The sequence below is a fragment of the Streptomyces sp. BPTC-684 genome (genome assembly GCF_030028635.1).
In the GTDB taxonomy this organism is placed as follows: Bacteria; Actinomycetota; Actinomycetes; order Streptomycetales; family Streptomycetaceae; genus Streptomyces; species Streptomyces noboritoensis.
This window is the reverse complement of record NZ_CP124863.1, coordinates 2,894,209-2,917,729: the sequence shown is the minus strand read 5'-3', so window position 1 is coordinate 2,917,729 and position 23,521 is coordinate 2,894,209. Positions and strand designations below refer to the sequence as shown.

The window sequence follows — 23,521 nt, the reverse complement described above, 5'->3', positions numbered from 1 at the left end:
GGCGTGAGCGATGTTTCACGTGAAACGCCGCGCTTCGGCTGCCATGTTTCACGTGAAACATCGGTCCTCAACCGGTGCCCAGCAGGTCCTCAAGGGGGCCTCGCCGTGCCTCCAGCGGTCTTCAGCGCGTCGCGCCCGTCACCAGCCAGCGTCCCGAGCGGGCGCGGAGCCACAGCGTCAGCATCCGGACGGCCATCATCAGGGTCATCGCCCACCACAGCGTCGTGAGCCCGCCGCCGAGCGCCGGGACCAGGAGCGCCACCGGCGCGAAGCAGGCGAGGGTCAGCAGCATCGCCCAGGCCAGATAGGGGCCGTCGCCCGCACCCATCAGCACCCCGTCGAGGACGAAGACGACGCCCGAGATCGGCTGGGAGACGGCGACCACGAGGAGAGCGGGCAGCAGGGCGTCCTGGACCGTGTGGTCGCCGGTGAAGAGCGGGATGAACAGCGGCCGGGCGACGGCCACCAGCAGGCCGAGCACCACTCCGGCGGCGATGCCCCACTCCACCATGCGCCGGCACGCCTGGCGGGCACCCGCGGTGTCCTCGGCCCCCAGATAGCGCCCGATGATGGCCTGCCCGGCGATGGCGATCGCGTCCAGGGCGAACGCCAGCAGGCTCCACAGGGACAGGATGATCTGGTGGGCGGCGATGTCGGCGTCACCGAGCCGGGCGGCCACGGCGGTGGCGATCATCAGGACGGCCCGCAGCGAGAGTGTACGGACCAGCAGAGGGACCCCCGCCTGCGCGCTGGCGCGGATGCCCGCAGCGTCGGGGCGGAGCGAGGCGCCGTGCCGTCGGGCTCCCCGTACGACGACCGAGAGATAGACGGCCGCCATCGCGAACTGGGCGATCACGGTGCCCCAGGCGGAGCCCGCGATGCCGAGGTCCGCTCCGTAGACGAGCCCGACGTTCAGCGCCGCGTTCAGAGCGAAGCCGCCGATGGCCACATAGAGCGGTGTCCTCGTGTCCTGGAGGCCGCGCAGGATGCCGGTGGCCGCGAGCACCATGAGCATGGCGGGGATGCCGAGCGCGGAGATGCGCAGATAGGTGACGGCGTAGGGGGCGGCGGTGTCCGAGGCGCCGAAGAGATCGATGAACCAGGGGGCCGCGGGCAGGACGACGGCGATGACCGCCGCGCCGAGCAGCAGGGCGAGCCAGACGCCGTCCATGCCCTGGCGGATGGCGGCCTGCAGGTCTCCGGCGCCGACGCGGCGTGCGACGGCGGCCGTGGTGGCGTAGGCGAGGAAGACGAAAACGCTCACGGCGGTGGTGAGGAGTGCCGCGGCGATGCCCAGACCGGCCAGTTGCGGGGTGCCGAGGTGGCCGACGATCGCGCTGTCGGCCATGACGAAGAGCGGCTCGGCGACGAGTGCGCCGAAGGCGGGCACGGCGAGGGAGACGATCTCGCGGTCGTGTCGGCGCCGGATGTTCTTCGGTGCCACTGGGGCCTGTGTCATGAACTCAATCTAATCTTCCACAGGTAAGAGATGCAATGCATTAGTGATCCTTACCTTGGAACCGGAGTGCGGTTCGGCTGTGCGCCGTTTGTCGTGATCTTGGGCCAGCCGGGAAAGTTTTTCTCCCCCACAGCCGGTGGATGGAAAATCCGCAGGTCAGGGTGGTGTTGCCGGGGTGGCTATGACTTTGTCCACAGTGCTGTCCCCCGGTCCGTGCACAGGTTCTGCGGGGTTCTCCACAGCATCTGGTCCGTCGTCCACATGGCCTGTGGATAACCAGATTGGCTGACGGTGCCGACGGGCCTAACGTGGACCGGCGCCCGACGCGCCGGAACCGGAGTCGGGCATCTCGTTTTGTCAGTGCTGTGCCGTAGAAAGAGTGGCACGGCTAGGTCCGCGGAGCGGACGGGAGGAGGTGGCCCGGTGAGCATTCCCGAGCCCTTGGACGACCCCTGGGCCGACAGCGGTCCGGGTGACCGTCTGCCCGTATCCCGCCCCCGCCGCGCCGACGGACGGGGCCGCGGCCGCGACGACCAGCACGACCGGGGCAGTGAGAGCGAATCCTGGGACGGCGGCGGCTCGTCCGGCTTCGAGCGGGTCCCCCCGCAGGACATCGACGCCGAGCAGTCCGTTCTCGGCGGCATGCTGCTCTCCAAGGACGCCATCGCGGACGTCGTGGAGATCATCAAGGGCCATGACTTCTACCGGCCGGCGCACGAGACCGTCTACACGGCGATCCTCGACCTGTACGCGAAGGGCGAGCCGGCTGACCCGATCACGGTCGCGGCCGAGCTGGTCAAGCGGGGCGAGATCACCCGCGTCGGCGGCGCCTCGTATCTGCACACCCTGGTCCAGTCGGTCCCGACCGCGGCCAACGCGTCGTACTACGCGGAGATCGTCCACGAGCGGGCGGTGCTCCGCCGTCTCGTCGAGGCGGGCACCAAGATCACGCAGATGGGATACGCGGCGGACGGCGACGTCGACGAGATCGTCAACTCCGCCCAGGCCGAGATCTACGCGGTCACCGAGCAGCGCACCAGCGAGGACTATCTGCCGCTCGGCGACATCATGGAGGGCGCGCTCGACGAGATCGAGGCGATCGGCTCCCGCAGTGGCGAGATGACCGGTGTGCCGACCGGCTTCACCGACTTCGACTCGCTCACCAACGGTCTCCACCCGGGCCAGATGATCGTCATCGCGGCCCGTCCCGCCATGGGTAAGTCCACGCTGGCGCTGGACTTCGCCCGGGCCTGCTCGATCAAGCACAACCTGCCCAGCGTGATCTTCTCCCTCGAAATGGGCCGCAACGAGATCGCGATGCGTCTCCTGTCGGCCGAGGCCCGGGTCGCGCTGCACCACATGCGCTCCGGCACCATGACCGACGAGGACTGGACCCGGCTCGCCCGCCGGATGCCGGACGTCTCCCAGGCCCCGCTGTACATCGACGACTCCCCGAACCTGTCGATGATGGAGATCCGCGCCAAGTGCCGTCGGCTCAAGCAGCGCAACGACCTCAAGCTCGTCGTCATCGACTATCTGCAGCTGATGCAGTCCGGCGGGTCCAAGCGCGCCGAGAGCCGCCAGCAGGAGGTCTCGGACATGTCCCGAAACCTCAAGCTGCTCGCCAAGGAGCTGGAGCTCCCGGTCATCGCGCTGTCGCAGCTGAACCGTGGCCCCGAGCAGCGTACGGACAAGAAGCCGATGGTCTCCGACCTGCGTGAGTCCGGCTCCATCGAGCAGGACGCGGACATGGTCATCCTGCTGCACCGCGAGGACGCGTACGAGAAGGAGTCCCCGCGCGCCGGCGAGGCGGACCTGATCGTGGCCAAGCACCGTAACGGTCCGACGGCGACGATCACGGTGGCCTTCCAGGGCCACTACTCGCGCTTCGTGGACATGGCACAGACCTGACCGGCCCTGACACACGCGAACCGATAGGCACGGGCCGGGCCGTACGGCCCGTGACGACTCGCGCGTGTCGGGCGAAAACCGGTCGACGGGCGCGTGGCCCGGGGATAGACCTGGGGCCATGACCTCATCCCCGGATGCGCCGATCGCCCCGCCGACGACCACGGCCCCCGTTGACCTTCTGCCCGGTACAGAACGCGCTCTGATCCACCGCCTCGCCGTCGCCCAGTCCGAGGGGCGGCTCCCTTCGCTCGTCGCCGCCGTGGTGCGCGAGGGCCGGATCGTCTGGACGGGCTCGCGCACCTCGGTCGACGGCCACGGGCCGGACGCCGACGTCCAGTACCGCATCGGCTCGATCACCAAGACCTTCACCGCCGTCCTGGTCATGCGGCTGCGGGACGAGGGGCTGCTGGACCTCGAGGACCCGCTGGAGAAGCACCTGCCCGGCACCGGGGTCGGTGAGGTGACCATCGCCCAACTGCTCAGCCACAGCGCCGGGTTGGCGGCCGAGACGCCCGCCCCCTGGTGGGAGCGGAGTTCGGCGGCGCTGCGCCCGGAGCTCTCGGACGTGCTGGGCGAGGACCCGTTCCTGCATCCGGTCGGCAGGCTGCACCACTATTCCAACCCGGGCTACACGCTGCTCGGTTCGCTGGTCGAGGCCGTACGCGGAGTGTCCTGGGAGGAGGCGCTGCAGAGCGAGATCCTCGATCCGCTGGGGCTGACCAGGACGAGCAGGCAGCCGGTGGCCCCGCATGCGGGCGGCTGGGCCGTGCACCCCTGGGCCGACGCGCTGCTCCCCGAACCGTCGGAGGACCTGGGGATCATGGCCCCCGCAGGCCAGTTGTGGTCGACGGCCGCGGACCTCTGCCGCTTCGCCGTCTTCCTCGCCGAGGGTGACGACCGTGTGCTGAGCGCCGCGACCGTACGGGAGATGCGGACGCCGTCCGCTCCGCCCGAGGCGGGGGACTGGCAGGGCGGTTACGGACTGGGCGTACAGCTGAGCCGCCAGGACGACCACCGCACCCTTTCCGGGCACACCGGCTCGCTGCCCGGGTTCGTCGCCGGGCTGTGGATCAGCGTGGAGGACGGCATCGGGGCGGTCGCGCTGGCCAACGCCACCTCGGGGACGGCACACACGGTCGCCGCCGATCTCGTGCGGATCGTGGTCGAGGCCGAACCGAAGATCCCCGAGCCGTGGCGGCCTCTGTCCGAGGTCGACCCGACCCTGCTGGAGCTCACCGGCCCCTGGTACTGGGGGACTTATGCCTACGGCCTGCGGCTGAGCGCCGATGGCACGGTGGCGCTGGAGCCGCTGCGCGGAACCGGCCGCGCGGCGCGGTTCGAGGCCCGGGCCGATGGCACCTGGCTCGGTCTCAACGGCTACTACAAGGGCGAGATCCTGCGGGCGGTGCGCCGACCCGACGGTTCGGTGAGCCATCTCGACCTGGGGTCGTTCGCCTTCACCCGGGAGCCGTACGGGCCGGACGACGCGGTCCCGGGAGGTGTCGACCCCGAGGGCTGGCGCGGGGTCTGATGTTTCACGTGAAACGTGGTCCCGGCCCCGGGACCACGTACGTGCCCCGGGGCGCTCAGTGACCTCCAGCCCCGCAGGGTCAGAGGGCTTTCTTGAAGCCCAGATGGGACGCCTCGAAGCCCAGCCGCTCATAGAAGCGATGGGCATCGATCCGGGTGGCGTCCGACGTCAGCTGGACCAACTGGCAGCCCAGGCGCCCGGATTCCTCGACGGCCCACTCGATGAGCCGGGTGCCCAGGCCGCTGCCGCGTTCATCGGCGTGGATGCGTACGCCTTCGATGATCGAGCGGGTGGCGCCGCGCCGCGACAGCCCCGGGATGACGGTCAGCTGGAGCGTGCCGACGACCTGGTCGTCGCGGACGGCGACGACCAGGTGCTGGTGGGGATCCTCGGCCAGCCGGTCGAAGGCGGTGAGGTACGGGGCCAGGTCGTCCGGCGACTCCCGCTGGGCGCCCAGCGGGTCATCGGCGAGCATCGCCACGATCGCCGGGAGGTCCTCGGGCGCCGCCGGCCTTATCTCAAGATCGCTCATGGCCCGGAGACTACGCCGGGACGCGGAGTTCCTCGACGGCCCTGACCAGCGGGGCCAGCTCCGGGTTCCGCGCGGCCTCGTCGAGCGCCTCGCGCAGGGCGCGGTCATTGGTGGGACGGGCCTCGGAGAGCAGCTCCTGGCCGGACTCCGTGACGTCCGTGTAGATCCCGCGCCGGTCGGTGTCGCAGAGGTACCGGGTCAGCAGGCCGCGGTCCTCCAGGCGGGTGACCAGCCGGGTGGTGGCGGACTGGCTGAGGACGACCGCGTCCGCGACCTGCTTCATCTGCAGATGGCCGCCCGGGCCGCTGTGCTGGCGGCTGAGGACGTCCAGGAGCGAGTACTCGCGCACGCTCAGCTCGTGCCCCGACTGCAGGGCCCGCTCGATATGGGCCTCGATCTTTCCGTGCAGCAGGGAGAGGGCGCACCAGCCCTGGGAGAGGGCGGTGAGTGCGGGGTCCGTCGCGGTCATGCGTCTGTCCTCCGTCCGGAGCGGCTTGAGACCAGGATAGGCCACGAGCGCAATAGACCGCGCTTGCAATTAACCCGCGTCTGCAATTATTGTGAACGCTTGTAAGGCGCTCGTGCAATCTCCTCGAAGGGTGAACATCCCATGCCACTCGCGCTCCTAGCCCTGGCCATCGGGGCGTTCGGTATCGGCACCACCGAATTCGTGATCATGGGCCTGCTCCCGGAGGTGGCGGACACCTTCGACGTGACCATCCCCATGGCCGGCTACCTGGTGACCGGGTACGCCCTCGGCGTGGTGCTCGGCGCCCCGCTGATGACCGTCCTGGGCACCAGGATCTCCCGCAAGCGCATGCTGATGCTGCTGATGGGCTTCTTCATCGTCGGCAACGTGCTCTCCGCCGTCGCCCCCGTCTTCGGGCTGATGCTGGCCGGGCGGATCGTCGCCTCCCTGGCACACGGCGCGTTCTTCGGCATCGGCTCGGTCGTCGCGGCCGATCTGGTCGCCCCGGAGAAGAAGGCCGGAGCCATCGCGATGATGTTCACCGGACTGACCGTCGCCAATGTCATCGGCGTCCCGCTGGGCACGCTGGTCGGCCAGCAGATCGGCTGGCGTACGACGTTCTTCATCGTGGCCGCACTCGGCGTGGTCGGGCTCCTGGGCGTCGCCAAGCTCGTCCCCGACATGCCGAGGGCCGAGGGCGTCCGGCTGCGCCACGAGATCGCCGCGTTCCGCAACGTCCAGGTGCTGCTCGCCATGGCGATGACCGTGCTCGGCTTCGGCGGAGTCTTCGCCGCGATCACCTACATCACGCCGATGATGACCCACGTCACCGGCTACGCGGACGGCTCCGTCACCTGGCTGCTCGTCCTCTTCGGCCTCGGCATGGTCGCCGGGAACCTGATCGGCGGCCGGTTCGCCGACCGGGCCCTGATGCCGATGCTGTACGTGTCGCTGAGCGGACTCGCCATCGTGCTGGCCCTGTTCACCCTCACCGCCCACGACAAGACCGCCTCGGCCGTCACCGTCTTCCTGATCGGCGCACTCGGCTTCGCGACCGTACCGCCGCTGCAGAAGCGGGTCCTCGACCAGGCCGCGGGTGCCCCCACCCTCGCCTCCGCCGTGAACATCGGCGCCTTCAACCTCGGCAACGCGCTCTCCGCCTGGCTCGGCGGCCTCGTGATCGCCGCCGGGCTCGGCTACACCGCCCCGAACTGGGTCGGCGCCGCGCTCGCCGCCTCGGCGGTCGTCCTCGCCGTCGTCTCCAGCGCGCTGGAACGGCGTACGCGGACGGACAGCCGCATCGTCACGGGCGCCGCGCCCGAGCCGGCCCGCGCCACCGCGGCGCACCACTGACCACCCGCAGCCCCTCGGTCACCCCTGACCAACCGCTCTACCGCACCAAGGAGTCACCCCTCATGAGCACCACCACCGCAGTCGCCCCGCTCACCGTCCAGGACGCCGAAGCCCTCGTGGAGACGGCCCGCGCCGCCGCCGAGGAGGCCGGGGCCACGGTCGCCGTCACCGTGCTCGACGCGGGCGGCCATCCGCTGGCCTTCCGCCGCGACGACCGCGCCGTACTGATCGCGGGCGAGACCAGCAACCGCAAGGCGTACACCGCGCTCCAGCTCGGCACCCCGACCGCCGACCTGGTCGACGCGGTCCAGCCCGGTGGGCTCTTCCACACCCTGCCGACCGCGCTCGACCGGCCGCTGCTCTTCATCGCGGGTGGCGTCCCCGTCCACCGCGACGGCCGGCTGATCGGAGCGATCGGTGTGGGCGGCGGATCCCCCGAGCAGGACCACGGCTTCGCCACGGAGGCCGTCCAGCGGCTCGTCTGAGCCCACTGGTGAGCCCGCCGCCGTACGGCACCCGGCCCCGCCCGCCGCCCTACGGCAGGCCCGTGCTCAGCCCGCGGCGACCGTCAGCGGGGCGAAGCGGCGGGTCCAGTCGCCGGGCAGGCCGGGGATGTTGCGGGTCATCACCGCGTTGAAGGCGATCGGTTCCAGACCGTTCGCCTTCAGCCAGTTGAGCAACTCCTCGTGGCGTACGTCGACGTCCGTGCGCAGTGGACGGTCCGTGCCCGCGGCGAGCGAGGCGATCAAGGCCTTCGCGGTCTCGGTGTCACGCGCCACCAGCGGGCCCACGACATGGGTCTCCATGTTCGGCCAGGCCGCCGCATAGCCGATGAGGCCGCCGGAGTCCTCGGCGACCCGCAGCTGGTCGGCGAAGGCCGGCAGCCGGGTGATCACATGAGTGCGGTCGCGGCCGAAGACATCGTCGTCCAGCCGCAGGATGGCGGGCAGATCCTCGGCGGTCGCCGGGCGGGTCGCCACAGTGGGGGCCGGGCCCGAGGGGCGGAAGTGGCCACGGACCATCTCGGCGCGGCCGGTGGTCTCGAAGCCCAGCTCTTCGTAGAGCGGCCGTCCGTACGGAGTGGCGTGCAGCGTGACCGGCCGGTCACCCAGCTCCGCCAGAACGTGCCGCATCAGCCGCCGTCCCACGCCCTGCCGTGCGTGCTTCTCGGCCACCAGGACCATGCCGATGGCGGCGAGATCCGCGTACGAGGTGACCACGCAGGCGGTGACCAGCCCTTTGCCGTCCGGGTCGTCGATGCCGTAGCCCCTTCCCGCTGTCAGCAGCAGGCCCCACTTGTGCTCCTCGCGCGGCCAGCCGCGGTTCTCGGAGAGGTCGGCGCAGGAAACCAGGTCGTCAATGGTCAGGCGGCGGATCGGAAGCTCGTCGAGCGGTGAGGGCATGGGGATCAGGCTGTCCGATGAACCCGTACCTCGTCCACCGTTTTGCGCATACAGCACGTTGCTTTCGGCCACGCTCTGTCAGCTCCCGCCCCGGATGTTTCACGTGAAACGTGGAGCGAGGGCGTTGTTTCACGTGAAACCGAGAGCGTCGTTTCACGTGAAACACAGAGTCCTGGACGATCACGGCGGCCGGGGTGCCGGACGCACGGGGCTTGACCAGGGGTACTAGCCTCGGCGTACATGGCGAGACTTCATCTCTTCGACCTCGACGGGACCCTCATCCGGGGCTCCGCCGCGCCGGTCGAGATATCCCGGCAGCTCGGGCTGCTGGAGGAGATCGGCGAGCTGGAGCGGGAGCTGTCCGGCGGTCTGATCGGGCCGCCCGAGTACGCGGTCCGGGTGCACGAGCTCTGGTCGGGGCTGACGCAGGCGCATGTGACGGCGGCCTTCGCCTCGGCGCCCTGGCTCGCCGGGATCCAGGAGGTGTGGCGGGAGATCCGGGAGGGCGGCGACTACTGCGCCGTGATCTCGCTCTCGCCGTCGTTCTTCGTCGAGCGGCTGCTGGAGTGGGGAGCCCATGCCGCACACGGCTCCGTTTTCCCCGAGGTGCCCTTCACCCGGTCCGTCGACCCGGCCGGGATCCTCAGCGCCGCCGCGAAGGTGACGGTCGCGGAGCGGCTGCGCGCCGAGTTCGGGGTGAGCCGGGCGGACTGCGTCGCGTACGGGGACTCCATGTCCGACGTGGAACTCTTCGCCGCGGTGCCCGTCTCGGTCGCCGTGAACGCCGACCGGCATCTCGCCGGAAGAGCCACGCACACCTACACCGGCGGCGACCTGCGTGAGGCCTACGCGCTGGCACAGGTCACACGAGCCTAACGGGAATGCGGGTTCGGATACCCGGGATTCCTGCTATTTGTCCCCGCGGGCTCTCTGAAGCTGACATGCTCCGTTACGGGAGGGACGGGACTCCCGGACGTCGGTAACTGCGGCCAGAGGTTCGAGGCGAGACAAGGGATGAACGCTCCGACCAACACGTCGACCGACGCTGTGCTGATACGCCGCACACTCGCGGAGATCGCACCGTTAGCGGACAAGGTCACGTCGTACTTCTACGCTCTGCTCTTCATAGGCGATCCGGAGCTGCGGACACTGTTTCCGGCAGCGATGGACGCCCAGCGGGACCGGTTGCTCAAGGCGCTGCTCACGGCCGCCGAGCATCTGGAGAACACCGCCACACTCACTGAATATCTTCGCCAGCTGGGCCGGGGCCACCGTAAGTACGGCACCCGGCCCGAGCATTATCCGGCCGTCGGAGAGGCGCTGATCGGGGCGCTGGTCCGGTACGCCGAGAAGACCTGGGACGAGCCGACCCAGGCCGCCTGGGTCCGGGCGTACACGACGATGTCGCAGATCATGATCGACGCGGCCGACGAGGACGAGCTGCGCCGACCCGCCTGGTGGTACGCCGAGGTCGTCTCGCACGATCTCAGGACCCCGGACATCGCGGTGGTCACCCTGCGCCCGGACCAGCCGTACCCCTTTCTGGCCGGGCAGTACACGACGCTGGAGACGCCCTGGTGGCCGCGGATATGGCGGCACTACTCGCTGGCCTCCGCGCCCCGCTCCGACGGGTTGCTGTCGCTGCACGTCAAGGCGGTGCCGGCCGGCTGGGTCTCCGGCGCGCTGGTCCACCGCGCCCGCCCCGGAGACACCCTGCGCCTGGGGCCGCCCGCCGGGTCGATGGTGGTCGACCACACCACCGACGACGGCCTGCTCTGCCTGGGCGGCGGCACCGGCATAGCGCCCATCAAGGCGCTGGTCGAGGACGTCGCCCGGTACGGCGAGCGGCGGCCCGTCGAGGTCTTCTACGGCGCCCGGAGCAACCACGACCTCTACGACATCGACACCCTGATGCGGATGCAGCAGGCGCACTCCTGGCTGTCGGTGCGGCCGGTGGTCTCGGAGGGGCCGGGCCGGGCGCTCGGCGGGCGGCTCCCGGAGGCGGTCCGCGAGTACGGGCCGTGGACCTCGTACGACGCCTATGTGTCCGGGCCGCCCGGGATGATCCGCAGCGGGGTGAGCACCTTGCGGGACATCGGGATCCCCTCCGACCGCATCCGGCACGACTCCGTCGAGGAGCTCGTCGCGGCGAACGACTGAGGCGCGGCGCACGGCAAAGGGCGCGCCCGGTGGGGGATCAGCCCAGGTCGGGCGCGTGCATCGCGCGGACGCCCTCGATGTTGCCGTCGAGGTAGTGCCGCAGCGACAGCGGCACGAGGTGGACGGAGGCGATGCCGACGCGGGTGAACGGGATCCGTACGATCTCGTACTCGCCGCACGGCTCGTCCACCTCGGGGCCGTGCCGCAGGGATTCGTCCATGGAGTCGAGCCGGCAGACGAAGAAGTGCTGCACCTTCACGCCGGTAGCCCCGCCGTCGGCGCCGATGTGCTCGACGGTGTCGACGAAGCAGGGCACCACGTCGGTGATCTTCGCGCCGAGCTCTTCGTGCACCTCGCGGTGCAGGGCCTCGACGACGGTGGAGTCCTCCGGCTCGACGCCGCCGCCGGGGGTGAGCCAGTAGGGATCCACACCGGGCTTGGTGCGCTTGATCAGGATCAGGTCGTCGCCGTCCAGCAGGACGGCTCGTGCGGTGCGCTTGACCACGGGTCGGACGGTCATGGGAGAAATGTGGCCCGTGGCGGCGCCCGCGAAACTCCCTCAGCACCAGTCGACCGCGGCGCGCAGCAGCCACTCCTGCGCCCGCGCGATGTGCGGCAGGGCAAGAGTGCCGGTGCGCACCGCCAGGAAGTAGGTCCGCAGCGGAGGTACCGGAGGGTCGAGCAGGGCCACCAGCTCGCCGCGCTCCAGTGCCACCTCGCACAGATAGCGCGGCAGTACGGCCAGGCCCGCGCCCGCCGTGACCGTCTCCAGGACCGCCCGCAGGTCGGGCGCGATCACCGTCGCCGCGGCGGCCGGCTTGGTGTCGAAGACCGCGGCCCAGTAGCGCGAGACGAGCGGGAGCGACTCGTGCACCTCCACCACCGGAATGTGCTCCAGTACGCCGGGGCCGCCGCGCCGCAGCGCCCCCGGCGCGACCCGCGAGGCCCAGCGCACCCCGGCGACCAGTACGTGCTCCTCGTCGCAGAGCGGGGTCGCGCTGAGCAGCCGGCCACGGGGGCGGGCGGTGGCGATGGTCAGGTCGTGGTGGCCCGCGGCCAGACCCTCCAGGGTCTCCTCGGCGTTGCCGAAGGAGGCCCGCAGCGCGAGCCCCTGCGGGACGAGCGAGGTCAGTGCGGGCAGGGCGCGCAGCGAGGTGAACTCCGGTGGCCCGGCGAGGTGGAGGGTGCGTATCCCCGACTCCTCGTACCAGCCGGACTCCGCGATCTCGACCAGCGCGTCCAGGTGCGGGGCGGTCCGCTGGGCCAGTTCGTCGCCGACGGTCGTCGGCGTCACTCCCCGCGCCTGGCGCAGGAACAGCGGGCGCCCCAACTGCCGCTCCAGAGTGCGGATCTGGCTGGTCACGGCGGGCTGCGAGAGGCCGAGCAGGGCGGCGGCCCGGGTGAAGGAGCCCGCGCGGTGGACCGTGACGAACGTGCGGAGCAGGGCGAGGTCCATGGTGCCCTCCCGTTCCGAACTGCCTCACAACGTCCCCGGCCGGACACAACTATAAATATGTCGATAGGTCTCTGTCGCTACCGTGATTGGACACTGACACAGAGTCAACTAGCCTTGGTGACGCGGTTCTTCGCGCGTGGAACCGGGGCGGTCCGAGCCATGAGGGGGGAGGCTCGGACCGCCCGTCTCAGGCCGCGGCCTCGTCCAGTGCCCGCCGTACGTCGGCGACGAGGTCGGCGGTGTCCTCGGCCCCGGCCGAGAAGCGGATGAAGCCCTCCGAGACCTTGTCACCGCCCCAGCGGCCGCGCCGCTCGGCCGTGGAGCGCACGCCGCCGAAGCTCGTGGCGTCGTCCACCAGCCGCAGCGCCGCCAGGAACCGCTCCGCGTACGCGCGGTCGGGCAGGTCGAAGGAGACGACACAGCCGAAGCGGCGCATCTGGGCGGCCGCCTGCCGGTGCGCGGGGTCGGACGGCAGCGCGGGATGGCGCACCCCGCTCACCTCGGGGCGCTCAAGGAGCGCCTCGGCGACGGCCAGCGCGTTCGCCGACTGCCGGTCCGCGCGCAGCTGGAGCGTGGCCAGCGAGCGGTGCGCCAGCCAGGCCTCCATCGGCCCGGGGATCGCCCCGACGACCTTGCGCCATCTACGCACGCGCGCGGCGAGCTCGGGATCCCGGCAGACCACATAGCCGAGCAGCAGATCGCCGTGGCCGGTGAGGCCCTTGGTGCCGCTGGCCACCGCGAAGTCCGCGCCGAGCTCCAGCGGGCGCTGGCCCAGCGGGGTCGCCAGCGTGTTGTCGACCGCGACCAGCGCGCCCGTGTCGTGGGCGGCCCGCGCCAGCCGCCGGATGTTGCAGACGTCCAGGCCCGGGTTGGAGGGCGTCTCGATCCACAGGAGGGCCGCGCCGTCCAGGACGGCCAGCTGGGCGTCGTCCGCGGTCGGCGCGGTGCGCACCTCGACCCCGTACGCGGCGAGCTGCTCGCTTACCAGGGGCAGCGCCTGGTAGCCGTCGTCCGGCAGGACCACGGCGTCGCCCACGCGCGCGTGAGAGAGCAGGACCGCCGAGATCGCGGCCATGCCGGAGGCGAACACGACCGCCTCGGCGGGCGCGTCCGGGGACTCCAGCTCGGCGAGGGCGCGCTCCAGATGGGTCCAGGTCGGATTGGTGTCCCGGCCGTAGGTGTAGGGGCCCGTCGCCTCGCCCGGGAGGTGGAAGTGCGCGGCGAACACCGGCCCCGGCAGCGGGGGTTCGTACGCCACCGGGTCCGGGAGCCCGGCCCGTACCGCTCTGGTGCCGTCACCCGGCTCCTGGGCAGGGTTCACACCGGAGGCCATCCGCGCTCCCCTCAGTCCTTGTCGTCGGGCAGGACGACGTTCAGCGCCCAGGACACGATCGAGATGATCAGGCCGCCGAGCAGTGCGGTCCAGAAGCCCTCGACATGGAAGTTGAGGTCGAGCTTCCCGGCCAGCCACGAGGTGAGCAGCAGCATCAGGGCGTTGATCACAAAGGTGATCAGGCCGAGCGTGAGGATGAACAGCGGGAACGAGAGGAACTTCACGACCGGCTTGACGATGAAGTTCACCACGCCGAAGAGCAGGGCGACCAGAATCAGTGTCAGGGCCTTCTTGCCGGTGCTGTCGCCGGTGAGCGTGATGTTCTTGACCAGCCAGATGGCCACGGCCAGGGCCGCCGCGTTGGCGAGCGTCTTGACTACGAAATTCTTCATGTGTCTGATCGTGGCAGACGTGATCGGTACCAGTGCAGGGGCGGACGGCGATGAAGCAATTCCGGCTTGACGAACTCGAGGCGGAGCGCGCCGCCAACGACGGCGCGTACCTGCAGTTTCTGCGGGAAAGGAACATGTCGGCCGGGCTCTACGCGCTGGACGCGGGCGACCACGACCCGCAGAAGCCGCACGCCCAGGACGAGATCTACTTCGTGGTGAGCGGCCGGGCGTCGATCACGGTCGGCCTGGAGACCACCGAGGTGGCGCGGGGCAGCGTCGTCTACGTGCCCGCCGGGGTCGCCCACCGCTTCCACCACATCGCCGAGGACCTGCGGGTTCTGGTCGTCTTCTCTCCGCCTGAGAGCTGAGGGCGACCCCCGGGTATCCCTAGGGGTTCGGTCAGGGGAGATCAAGGGCTGCGAGGCCCCCGTTCGGCACCCCGGCGCCCCTAGCATCGAGGGTGTCGAAGGCAGCAGCCCAAGACTTCAGGAGAATCACGAGCACGAAAGAGGTAAGGACGATGGCCGCACGGGAGATATTCGCGGGGATGCCCTGGTGGGTGAAGTGGGTCGCCGTGCCCGTCATCGCCCTGGTCGTATTCGGCGGTCTCATCGCCAGCGTGGTGGGCTTCCTGTTCGGACTGCTCTTCAAGGTGCTGATCTTCGTGGCCCTGGTCGGCGGTCTCATCTACGTCGTACGGCGGTTCATGTCCTCGACGTCCTCGCGCGGCGACTGGTAGACGGCAGCGCGCATTTCGTACGAGCGCGGTCCGTAAAGGCACAGCGTTCGTACAGAACGACCCAGGATTAGCCCGGCTGAGGGACGGAAAGGCCAAACCCCTCATGGCGCCGGAGGCGGCCGTTACGGTGAAAACCTCTGCTGCCTCGGGCGGGCCCCTTGCCCGTCAGCACGCCTGGGGGTGACCTGTGGCCACGGCTGCGAACGCCGGTGTCCCTACCCTGATCGGTTCGGTCCAGCGGGCGTTGCGCCTGCTGGAGGCGGTGGGCGCCCATACGGATGGCGCTCCTGCCAAACAGCTGGCGCGGGAGGCCGGGCTGCCGCTCCCCACCGCGTACCACCTGCTGCGCACCCTCACCCACGAGGGCTATCTGCGCCGGGAGAACGGTGTGTTCGTCTTCGGCGAGGCGGCCGAGCGGCTGGCGGACGGCGGAGCGCTGCAGAATCGTCGCACCAAGATCAGCCGGTCTCTCGCGGAGTGGCGCGACGCCATCGGGGTCCCCGTCTACTTCGCGGTCTACCGCGAGGGTGAGATCGAGATCGCCGGAGTGGCCGACACGCCGTCGGCCCCGGCCGTCGAGGAGTGGGCCGACTTCCGGGAGACCGGGCACGCGCACGCCATCGGCCAGTGCCTGCTGAGCCAGCTCGACGAGAAGGCCCGCGAGGACCATCTGGACCGGCACCCCGTCCGCGCGGTCACTCCTTATTCCGTACGCAACCGCCGGGCCCTTCTGGACCGCCTGGCGGCTACGGAGCGTATGCAACCGGTCGTCGAACGACAGGAGTACGCACTGGGCACGGTCTGCGCGGCCATCCCGATCACAGCGGGCTCCGGAGCCGCCACGATGGCCATCTCTCTGCCGCTTCACCAGCAAGAACGCCTGATTCCGGCGATCGAGCAGCTCCGCGGGGAAGTCGGCCGACTGCTCAGCTCCCTCGCGTTCTCTATCAGTATCTGAAAACTCACTCCTTGTGATCTGCTAGTGCTTCCAGCACGATTGCGTCAAGGGGGCCAGGGGGGCATTCCTGGCCATTTCAGCTACAGCGGGGTACGTGATGCGTGAGGTCCTGGCAGAGGTCATGATGAGCTTCCTCGTCTCCGAGGAGCTCTCCTTCAGGATCCCGGTGGAGCTCACCTACCGCGCCGACGATCCGTACGCGGTCCGCATGATCTTCCACCTGCCCGGCGACGAACCCGTGACCTGGACGTTCGGGCGGGAACTGCTACTCGACGGCATCAACACCCCCACCGGCGACGGGGACGTGCGCATCGCGCCCTCCCGCCCCGAGGAGCTCTCCGACGTCCACATCCGCCTCCAGGTGGGCGGCGAACGGGCGCTCTTCCGCGCCGGGGCCGGCCCGCTGGTGGCCTTCCTCGACCGCACCGACAAGCTCGTACCGCTGGGGCAGGAGCGCGCGCTCGGCGACTTCGACGGACATCTGGACGAGGCGCTGGGGCGGATCCTGGCCGAGGAGCAGAACGCGGGCTGAGCGCCGCCTACTTCTTGCGGCGCCGGCCCCGCCCGCCCCGCACCGGCCCACGGGCCGCGACGGCCGGGCGGTCGGCCGAGACCACCAGCGCCGCCAGCGCCGTGGTCACCGGGACCGAGGCCACCAGGCCGATCGAGCCCACCAGCGTCCGGACGATCTCCTCGGCGACCAGCTCGCTGTTGGCCACCGTCCCCACGCTGCTCTGCGCGATCGAGAACAGCAGCAACAGCGGCAGCGCCGCGCCCGCGTACGCCAGGACCAGGGTGTTGACCACCGACGCGATGTGGTCGCGGCCGATCCGGATGCCCGCCCGGTACAGCCCGCGCGGGCCCATCGTCGGATTGGCCTCGTGGAGCTCCCAGACCGCCGACGTCTGGGTGACCGTCACATCGTCCAGCACACCGAGCGAGCCGATGATCACGCCGGCCAGCAGCAGACCGGACATGTCGATGTTCGGGTAGAGCCCGTGGATCAGGCCGGTGTTGTCGTCGGTGTTGCCGGTCAGCGAGGCCCAGCCGATGAACAGCGACCCGAGCAGCCCGATCAGGACGAGCGAGACCAGCGTGCCGAGCACGGCGACCGAGGTGCGCGCCGACAGGCCGTGGCACATGTACAGCGCGATCAGCATGATCGCGCTCGACCCGACCACCGCGACGAGCAGTGGATTGGAGCCCTGGAGGATCGCCGGGAGGATGAACAGCGTCAGCACGGCGAACGAGACGACCAGCGCGACCAGCGCCATCACCCCGCGCAGCCGGCCGACGACCACGACCGCGAGCGCGAAGATGCCCGCGAGCAGCGCCATCGGGAACCGCCGGTTCACATCGGTCACCGAATACTGCAGGTCGCGCGGGGCGTCGGGGGCGTACGCGACGATCACGCCCTGCCCCTTGTGCAGTTGGCGCGGGGCGTCCGGCTGGACGATCTCGGTGAAGGTGCGGCCCTTCTCCTTGCCGGTGGTGACCTCGATGGTCGCCTTGCCGCACAGGCCCTGCTGGGAGCGCTTGGCCTCCTGGCCCTCGGCGGTCGAGGTGTCGCCGTTCGACGGGGTCTGACCGGCGTTGACCGTCTTGCAGTCGACCTTCTGGAGGGCGACGACCTTCGCCTGCTGGGTCTGGCGGTCGAAGCCGACACCGGTGCGCTGGTGCGACGGCGTTCCGCCGGGCCACAGCACGGCCAGGCCGACGAGCACCGCGGCCGAGAACGGGATCAGCACGGCGGCGATCACCTTGCGGAGATGCTTCGAGACGGGCGCCGCGGGACCGTGGCTGTGCGTGTGCCCATGGGGCTGGCCGTGCGGGTGTCCGTGGGCGTCTTCGGGAGGCTGCTCTGTTGACGTCACCGCCCGATCATCGCAAGAACGGCGGGGCCCCTCTGTTCAGCGCGCTGGAGATGACGCTAGCGTGGTGACACCTTTGCACACGCGGGAGCTCGGAGCACCGGGCTGAGAGGGCGCTGAAAGCCGTACGAACCGTACGGAAGCGGCTGCGCCGACCGCCGAACCTGTTACCGGGTAATGCCGGCGTAGGGAGTAGGTCTCATGACCATTCAGGACGCACGCACGCCTGCCTCGAACCAGAGCGAGGCCGGGAAGTCCATCGGCTGGCACAAGGGATACGTCGAGGGCTCGCGCCCCGACCTCCGGGTGCCGGTCCGCCAGGTGCACCTCACCAACGGCAAGGACGTCACGCTGTACGACACGTCCGGGCCGTACACCGACCCGAACATCGAGACGGACGTCCGCCGGGGACTCGCCCCGCTCCGGGAGAACTGGATCATCGCGCGCGGGGACACCGAGGAGTACGCGGGCCGCCCCGTCCGCCCCGAGGACGACGGCATCAAGCACACCTCGCCGCGCGGCGGACTGAAGAACCTCGACGCGGTGTTCCCGGGCCGCCCGCGCCAGCCGCGCCGCGGCCGCGGCGGCCAGGCCGTCACCCAGCTCGCGTACGCCCGCCGGGGCGAGATCACCCCGGAGATGGAGTACGTCGCGATCCGCGAGAACGTCTCCCCCGAGGTCGTGCGCGAGGAGATCGCGGCCGGGCGCGCGGTGCTGCCCGCCAACGTCAACCACCCCGAGATCGAGCCGATGATCATCGGCAAGCGGTTCCTGGTGAAGGTCAACGCCAACATCGGCAACTCCGCCGTCACCTCCTCCATCGAAGAGGAGGTCGACAAGATGACCTGGGCCACCCGCTGGGGCGCCGACACGGTCATGGACCTCTCCACCGGCCGCAACATCCACACCACCCGCGAGTGGGTGCTGCGCAACTCCCCCGTCCCGATCGGCACCGTCCCGCTCTACCAGGCCCTGGAGAAGGTCGACGGCCGCGCCGAGGAGCTGACCTGGGACATCTACAAGGACACGGTCATCGAGCAGGCCGAGCAGGGCGTCGACTACATGACGGTCCACGCGGGTGTGCTCCTGCGGTACGTGCCGCTCACCGCCCGCCGCAAGACCGGCATCGTCTCGCGCGGCGGCTCGATCATGGCGGCCTGGTGCCTCGCGCACCACAAGGAGTCGTTCCTGTACGAGAACTTCGAGGAGCTCTGCGAGATCCTCGCGGCGTACGACGTGACGTACTCCCTGGGCGACGGTCTGCGCCCGGGCTCCATCGCGGACGCCAACGACGAGGCGCAGTTCGCCGAGCTGCGTACGCTCGGTGAGCTCAACACGATCGCCAAGCGCCACAACGTCCAGACGATGATCGAGGGCCCGGGCCACGTCCCGATGCACAAGATCAAGGAGAACATCGACCTCCAGCAGGAGATCTGCGAGGAGGCGCCGTTCTACACGCTCGGCCCGCTGACCACCGACGTCGCCCCGGCGTACGACCACATCACCTCCGGCATCGGCGCGGCGATGATCGCTTGGTGGGGCACCGCGATGCTCTGCTACGTCACGCCCAAGGAGCACCTGGGCCTGCCGAACCGCGACGACGTGAAGACGGGCGTGATCACCTACAAGATCGCGGCGCACGCGGCCGACCTCGCCAAGGGGCACCCGGGCGCACAGGAGTGGGACGACGCGCTCTCGGACGCCCGCTTCGAGTTCCGCTGGGAGGACCAGTTCAATCTGGCCCTCGACCCGGACACCGCCCGGGAGTTCCACGACGAGACGCTGCCCGCCGAGCCGGCGAAGACCGCTCACTTCTGCTCGATGTGCGGGCCGAAGTTCTGCTCGATGAAGATCTCGCAGGACATCCGCCGCGAGCACGGCGGGGATCTGGCGGCAGGGGACATCGAGGCCGGAATGGCGGAGAAGTCCGCGGAGTTCGCCGCGGCGGGCAACCGGGTCTATCTGCCGATCGCGGAGTGACGTACGCGTACCGATGTTTCACGTGAAACAGCGAGCCCTGTTTCACGTGAAACAGGCACGGCCGTGGTTTCACGTGAAACGAAGGTGACCGCGGTCCTGGTGGTTTCACGTGAAACGGGCGCCCCGAAGCCGGTCACTCCGGCTGGTGTTCGGGGCCTCCGAAGTCGGGACTGGTGAAGTCCGGGCTGGTGAAGCTGGGGCGGGTCCCCTTGGACGAGTCGCCCGGGCTGTCGAAGTCGGGCCGGTCGTAGCCGAGGCTCGGTATCCGGCCCGTCGAGCGGCGCCTCGACGCCCCCGGACCGGTGCCCGGGTCGGCCAGCGCCTCGCGCAGGAACGGGTAGATACCCCGTTCCACCAGGGCGTGGCGCCATGCCTCACGGGCCCGGGAGACCTCCTGTGCTCTCTCGTCGTCCACCTCGTCCTCCTCCGGTTCGGCGACGACCTGGGTGGCGCCGTTGCGGATCGCGGTGAGCAGGAGGCTGATCGCCGCGGCGAGTATCGCGGCCGCGGTGAGCGCCCCGAAGAACCATCCGGCGGTCAGTAAAGTGTCGGCGAAGGCGGGCTCGGGGTTGAGCATCTTCAGGATGTAGCCCACCAGCAGGAAGATCGCGGCGGCGGTCCCGGAGAGAACGGGAGCCAGCACCGCGACGACCGCGCCGACGCCCGCGCCCGAGGTGGATTCCGGGCTGTCGACCACCGGAGGCGTCATCACCGAGCCGCGTTCCGATGTGAGCGCGGGGGTGGAAGGCGCACGCAACTCCTCGCGCACCCTGACGTAGTGGTCGTACTCGGCCGCCGCGGCCGCCGAGACGAGAGCACCGGCGTTGAGCACCATGGTGCGCAACTGCTCGGTGTTGAGCCGTACTCCAACACCGGCCAGCTCGGGCCGGTCGGGCGCGGTGCGCAGTGCGTCGTCGAGGATCCGCTCGAACTCCGGGCGGTCCTCGGTCAGCAGGTGCGGAGCGCTGTTCATGTGCATCCCCCGATGCTCCGTAGGGCCGGAAAGCCCGCCTGATGAACGGGCAATCGGGCGGAAACGGAGGAGAGCCTGCTACGGATAAGCCGATGGTAGAGCGGTTCCGGCACGGGGTGACAGGGTGTTTCCGAAATCGCCTTGCGACCGCCCGAGCCGGTGCTTTCCCGATTACGCGTCAGTCATGCAGAGGCAACTGCACGACCAGCAGTTTTCCGGCCATGGTCACCCCACCGTCCATGGCGATGGCGAGACCGTCCGCGTACACATGCGGACCTTCCACGACCGGACGGCAGTCTTCCTCGCCGTCTTCGGTGCCCACTTCGCCCAGGAGGTAGGGAATCGGGCTGTGTCCGTGGACCACCCGCCGCCCGCCGTACGCCGAGAGCAGCTCGCGGGCGGCCTGGGGGCCGGACTCGTCACGGAAGGCGAAGCGCTTGGTGAACTTCCGGAACAGGTCCCAGCATTCGTCGGCGTCGTTGCGGGTGAGGAGCGCGTGCACGGTGTCGTTCACGGCCTCGATGGAGTCGCCGTACTCCAGGTACGCCGTGGTGTCGGAGTGCATCAGCAGATGCCCGTCCTCCTCCTCGATCGCGTCGAGGCGGGACATCCACTGCAGATGCACGTCCTGGAGGCGGTCCATGTCGGCCTTCTGGCCGCCGTTGAGCAGCCAGGCGGCCTGGAAGGTGGCGGTGCCCGCACCGGAGTTGACCGGGGTGTCGCCGAAGCGCTTGGCGCCGATCAGGAGCAGCTCGTGGTTGCCCATGAGGGCCTTGCAGTAGCCGCCGGCGGCCGCTGCCTCGGCCGACAGCCGCATCACCAGGTCGATGACGCCGATGCCGTCGGGGCCGCGGTCGGTGAAGTCGCCGAGGAACCAGAGGCGGGCGTTGCCCGCGGCCCAGTTCCCGTCGACGTCGATCAGTCCCTGCTCGCGCAGCGCGGCCAGGAGTTCGTCGAGGTAGCCGTGGACGTCACCCACGACGAAGAGCGGCCCGAGACCGTCCGGCAGAGGTGCCGGGGCGGGGTCGATCTCCACCCGGACCTGCACGGTGTCCCCCCGGTTGATCACCGGGAGGTCGCGTGCCGTCGGGGTGTAGCCCTCGGGCGGCTCCTCGTCCGCGAAGGCGTTCCCCGGGTGGATGTCCGCGGGGTACGCCTCCATCGGGTGCACGGCCACGGGGGGGTGCGGCTGCGCCGGTGGAGGCATCTCGACGGGTGGGGGCGGCGGGGGGACCTGCGCGGAATGCGCGGGAGCCTGCGCGTACGGAGGCACCCGGAAGTCACGCAACGTCTCCGTCCGCTCGGGTCCCTGACCGGCCCCCTGAGTCATCGACCCCTCCACCACCGTCGCGCCGCCGTACACCGTGGGACCCCCCTGGTCGGGCGGGGATCCGTGGTGTCGTGCGCCCATCATAGGAATGAGGCTCGTGCTGTGTGACGCACCAGGGGTGGTGAATCCCGGCGCGGCCGTGGTTCACCGGTGGTTATGTCCCCATTGTGTTGGTCTAGTCCTTGTCTGCATCGCTGTCGGGGCTCCTGTCCGGCACGTTCGGGTCCTGTCCGAGTCCCCTGCGGGGTTCCGCGACGGGGGAGCGCGGGGGGCTGACCGTCGTACGCGGCGACCGGCGCTGCGACGACGTACGGATGATGAGTTCGGTCGGTATCACCTGCTCGATCGGGTGACCGTGGTCGATGCCTTCGATGGCGTCGATGAGCAGTTGGACCACGGCGGTGCCGATGCGCCGGGGCTTGAGCGAGAGGGTGGTGATGGGCGGTTCGGTGGTCGCGTACACGGTGGACTCGCTGCAGCAGACGAGCAGCAGGTCCTCGGGCACCCGCAGCCCGTATCTGCGGGCGGCCGCCAGCAGATCGGTGCCGTTGGGGTCGAACAGTCCGTACACGGCGTCGGGCCGGTCCGGGCGGGCGAGCAGCCGGTCGGCCGCGACGGCGCCCGCGCACGGGTCGTGGGCGGGGTAGGACTCGTAGACCGGGTCCTGCCCGACCCGCTCGCACCAGCGCAGATACGCCTCGGTGGAGAGCCGGGTATAGGTGTCGGTGGTGGTGCCGGTGAGGAGGCCGATCCGGCGGGCGCCGGCGGCGGCGAGATGGTCGAGCAGTTCCAGTACGGCGGCCTCGTGGTCGTTGTCGACCCAGGCGGTCACCGGCAGCGAACCCGCAGGGCGGCCGTCGGAGACCACCGGCAGGCCCTGGCGGACCAGTTCGGTGACGACGGGGTCCTGGTCGGAGGGGTCGATCACGACGGTGCCGTCGAGGGCGACGTTCGACCAGACGTCCGCGGGGCTGCGGCGTGAGGTGGCGGGCAGGATGACGAGGGCGTAGCCGCGCGCGAGCGCGGCGGATGTCGCGGCCCTCGCCATCTCGGCGAAGTAGGCGAACTCGGTGAAGGTGAAAGGTTCATCCCCGTACGTGGTCACGGTCAGGCCGATCAAGCCGGACTTGCCGGTACGGAGCGTGCGGGCCGCTGCGGATGGGCGATAGCCCAGCCGGTCTGCGACCTCGCGGACGTGGCGGCGGGTGGCGTCGGGGAGCCGGCCCTTGCCGTTGAGCGCGTCGGAGACGGTCGTGATGGAGACACCGGCGGCGGCGGCCACGTCCCGAATGCCCGCCCGCCCCAGCCGGCGACCGGTCGACCGGCTCACCTGGTGCTTCCCTGCTGCTGTCATGGCGAGCCGATAGTAGGGCGAGGCGAGACAGTTGGCCCGGGTGCATATGCACGCGTTGACAGGCACGTTTCTGCATGATCAAAAAGGGCTATTGGCCTTGATTTACCTGGGAGTTGGAGGGAGACACGTTGTGGTGGCGGTTGTCGATCGGTGGGCGGCTGCCGAATGCCCGATGTTTCGAAGAGGTCTCAACTCACCTGCACGAGGGATGCGCGCCACGGCGCGAGCCACCGGCGCACGGCTTCGGCGGGGAGCGCTCCCCCTCCCGCGCGCCCACGTTCCCCGGGGCCGGGCGGGCAGGCGAGGGCGCGTCCGGA

21 protein-coding genes, 2 pseudogenes and 1 riboswitch are annotated in these 23,521 nt (G+C 70.2%); of the genes and pseudogenes, 11 read left to right on the top strand and 12 right to left on the bottom strand.

Annotated features, from left to right (window positions below):
- Positions 1 to 121: 121 nt before the first annotated feature.
- A complete protein-coding gene (locus QIY60_RS12980) occupies positions 122 to 1,459 on the bottom strand; it encodes an MATE family efflux transporter (protein WP_283142552.1) in 1,338 nt (445 codons plus the stop codon).
- 423 nt (positions 1,460 to 1,882) lie between these two features.
- Between QIY60_RS12980 and dnaB the strand changes: the two genes are divergently transcribed.
- Positions 1,883 to 3,370, top strand: coding sequence for a replicative DNA helicase (dnaB, locus tag QIY60_RS12975; RefSeq protein WP_190092030.1), 1,488 nt, complete (start codon positions 1,883 to 1,885; stop codon positions 3,368 to 3,370).
- 118 nt (positions 3,371 to 3,488) lie between these two features.
- Complete coding sequence (locus QIY60_RS12970; protein WP_283142551.1) at positions 3,489 to 4,901, top strand: serine hydrolase domain-containing protein; 1,413 nt, start codon at positions 3,489 to 3,491, stop codon at positions 4,899 to 4,901.
- Positions 4,902 to 4,980: 79 nt separating this feature from the next.
- Here QIY60_RS12970 and QIY60_RS12965 read toward each other — a convergent pair whose 3' ends face one another.
- Positions 4,981 to 5,433 carry a GNAT family N-acetyltransferase gene (locus tag QIY60_RS12965; protein WP_283142550.1) on the bottom strand — a complete coding sequence of 151 codons (453 nt, stop codon included), beginning with the start codon at positions 5,431 to 5,433 and terminating at the stop codon, positions 4,981 to 4,983.
- Between the two features lie 10 nt (positions 5,434 to 5,443).
- The gene (locus tag QIY60_RS12960) at positions 5,444 to 5,902 is read right to left on the bottom strand and encodes a MarR family transcriptional regulator (protein ID WP_266981696.1); all 459 of its coding nucleotides are present in this window, start codon (positions 5,900 to 5,902) and stop codon (positions 5,444 to 5,446) included.
- 141 nt (positions 5,903 to 6,043) lie between these two features.
- Between QIY60_RS12960 and QIY60_RS12955 the strand changes: the two genes are divergently transcribed.
- Both QIY60_RS12955 and QIY60_RS12950 read left to right on the top strand, forming a co-directional pair.
- On the top strand, positions 6,044 to 7,255 hold the full coding sequence (locus QIY60_RS12955; protein WP_283142549.1) for an MFS transporter: 1,212 nt from the start codon (positions 6,044 to 6,046) through the stop codon (positions 7,253 to 7,255).
- Between the two features lie 62 nt (positions 7,256 to 7,317).
- Entirely contained in the window at positions 7,318 to 7,740 is a 423-nt protein-coding gene (locus QIY60_RS12950; protein ID WP_283142548.1) for a heme-binding protein, read from the top strand.
- Positions 7,741 to 7,806: 66 nt separating this feature from the next.
- Here QIY60_RS12950 and QIY60_RS12945 read toward each other — a convergent pair whose 3' ends face one another.
- Positions 7,807 to 8,658 carry a GNAT family N-acetyltransferase gene (locus tag QIY60_RS12945; RefSeq protein ID WP_283142547.1) on the bottom strand — a complete coding sequence of 284 codons (852 nt, stop codon included), beginning with the start codon at positions 8,656 to 8,658 and terminating at the stop codon, positions 7,807 to 7,809.
- 240 nt (positions 8,659 to 8,898) lie between these two features.
- Here QIY60_RS12945 and QIY60_RS12940 point away from each other — a divergent pair, with 240 nt between their 5' ends.
- The gene (locus QIY60_RS12940; protein ID WP_283142546.1) at positions 8,899 to 9,534 is read left to right on the top strand and encodes an HAD-IB family phosphatase; all 636 of its coding nucleotides are present in this window, start codon (positions 8,899 to 8,901) and stop codon (positions 9,532 to 9,534) included.
- A gap of 165 nt (positions 9,535 to 9,699) precedes the next feature.
- A pseudogene (locus tag QIY60_RS12935) lies at positions 9,700 to 10,818 on the top strand (globin domain-containing protein); the annotation flags it as partial.
- A 37-nt stretch (positions 10,819 to 10,855) separates the two neighbouring features.
- Here QIY60_RS12935 and QIY60_RS12930 read toward each other — a convergent pair.
- The 4 genes from QIY60_RS12930 to QIY60_RS12915 form a co-directional block, all read right to left on the bottom strand.
- Positions 10,856 to 11,338: an NUDIX hydrolase gene (locus QIY60_RS12930; RefSeq protein ID WP_283142545.1), complete on the bottom strand. Its 483-nt coding sequence runs from the start codon at positions 11,336 to 11,338 to the stop codon at positions 10,856 to 10,858.
- A 39-nt stretch (positions 11,339 to 11,377) separates the two neighbouring features.
- Positions 11,378 to 12,274, bottom strand: a complete 897-nt coding sequence (locus QIY60_RS12925) for a LysR family transcriptional regulator (RefSeq protein ID WP_283142544.1) — start codon at positions 12,272 to 12,274, stop codon at positions 11,378 to 11,380.
- 187 nt (positions 12,275 to 12,461) lie between these two features.
- The gene (locus tag QIY60_RS12920; RefSeq protein WP_283142543.1) at positions 12,462 to 13,607 is read right to left on the bottom strand and encodes a cystathionine gamma-lyase; all 1,146 of its coding nucleotides are present in this window, start codon (positions 13,605 to 13,607) and stop codon (positions 12,462 to 12,464) included.
- 11 nt (positions 13,608 to 13,618) lie between these two features.
- The gene (locus QIY60_RS12915; protein WP_283142542.1) at positions 13,619 to 13,999 is read right to left on the bottom strand and encodes a phage holin family protein; all 381 of its coding nucleotides are present in this window, start codon (positions 13,997 to 13,999) and stop codon (positions 13,619 to 13,621) included.
- 50 nt (positions 14,000 to 14,049) lie between these two features.
- Between QIY60_RS12915 and QIY60_RS12910 the strand changes: the two genes are divergently transcribed.
- From QIY60_RS12910 to QIY60_RS12895, 4 genes are all read left to right on the top strand, one after another.
- Entirely contained in the window at positions 14,050 to 14,367 is a 318-nt protein-coding gene (locus QIY60_RS12910) for a cupin domain-containing protein (RefSeq protein ID WP_266981715.1), read from the top strand.
- A gap of 152 nt (positions 14,368 to 14,519) precedes the next feature.
- On the top strand, positions 14,520 to 14,738 hold the full coding sequence (locus QIY60_RS12905; protein ID WP_266981717.1) for a DUF5326 family protein: 219 nt from the start codon (positions 14,520 to 14,522) through the stop codon (positions 14,736 to 14,738).
- Between the two features lie 187 nt (positions 14,739 to 14,925).
- On the top strand, positions 14,926 to 15,696 hold the full coding sequence (locus QIY60_RS12900; protein WP_283142541.1) for a helix-turn-helix domain-containing protein: 771 nt from the start codon (positions 14,926 to 14,928) through the stop codon (positions 15,694 to 15,696).
- A gap of 97 nt (positions 15,697 to 15,793) precedes the next feature.
- Positions 15,794 to 16,228: an SsgA family sporulation/cell division regulator gene (locus QIY60_RS12895; RefSeq protein ID WP_283145913.1), complete on the top strand. Its 435-nt coding sequence runs from the start codon at positions 15,794 to 15,796 to the stop codon at positions 16,226 to 16,228.
- Between the two features lie 7 nt (positions 16,229 to 16,235).
- On the opposite strand, the gene QIY60_RS12890 is transcribed toward QIY60_RS12895, so the two are convergent.
- The gene (locus QIY60_RS12890; RefSeq protein WP_283142540.1) at positions 16,236 to 17,570 is read right to left on the bottom strand and encodes a YibE/F family protein; all 1,335 of its coding nucleotides are present in this window, start codon (positions 17,568 to 17,570) and stop codon (positions 16,236 to 16,238) included.
- Positions 17,571 to 17,641: 71 nt separating this feature from the next.
- Positions 17,642 to 17,776, top strand: a riboswitch (TPP riboswitch).
- Here QIY60_RS12890 and thiC point away from each other — a divergent pair.
- The gene (thiC, locus tag QIY60_RS12885; protein WP_101389192.1) at positions 17,769 to 19,547 is read left to right on the top strand and encodes a phosphomethylpyrimidine synthase ThiC; all 1,779 of its coding nucleotides are present in this window, start codon (positions 17,769 to 17,771) and stop codon (positions 19,545 to 19,547) included. It overlaps the preceding riboswitch by 8 nt.
- A gap of 133 nt (positions 19,548 to 19,680) precedes the next feature.
- On the opposite strand, the gene QIY60_RS12880 is transcribed toward thiC, so the two are convergent.
- From QIY60_RS12880 to QIY60_RS12870, 3 genes and pseudogenes are all read right to left on the bottom strand, one after another.
- Positions 19,681 to 20,526 carry a hypothetical protein gene (locus tag QIY60_RS12880; protein ID WP_283142539.1) on the bottom strand — a complete coding sequence of 282 codons (846 nt, stop codon included), beginning with the start codon at positions 20,524 to 20,526 and terminating at the stop codon, positions 19,681 to 19,683.
- 172 nt (positions 20,527 to 20,698) lie between these two features.
- A complete protein-coding gene (locus QIY60_RS12875; RefSeq protein WP_283142538.1) occupies positions 20,699 to 21,850 on the bottom strand; it encodes a metallophosphoesterase in 1,152 nt (383 codons plus the stop codon).
- A gap of 247 nt (positions 21,851 to 22,097) precedes the next feature.
- Positions 22,098 to 23,204 (bottom strand): annotated as a pseudogene (locus QIY60_RS12870) (LacI family DNA-binding transcriptional regulator); the annotation flags it as partial.
- Positions 23,205 to 23,521 lie beyond the last annotated feature (317 nt).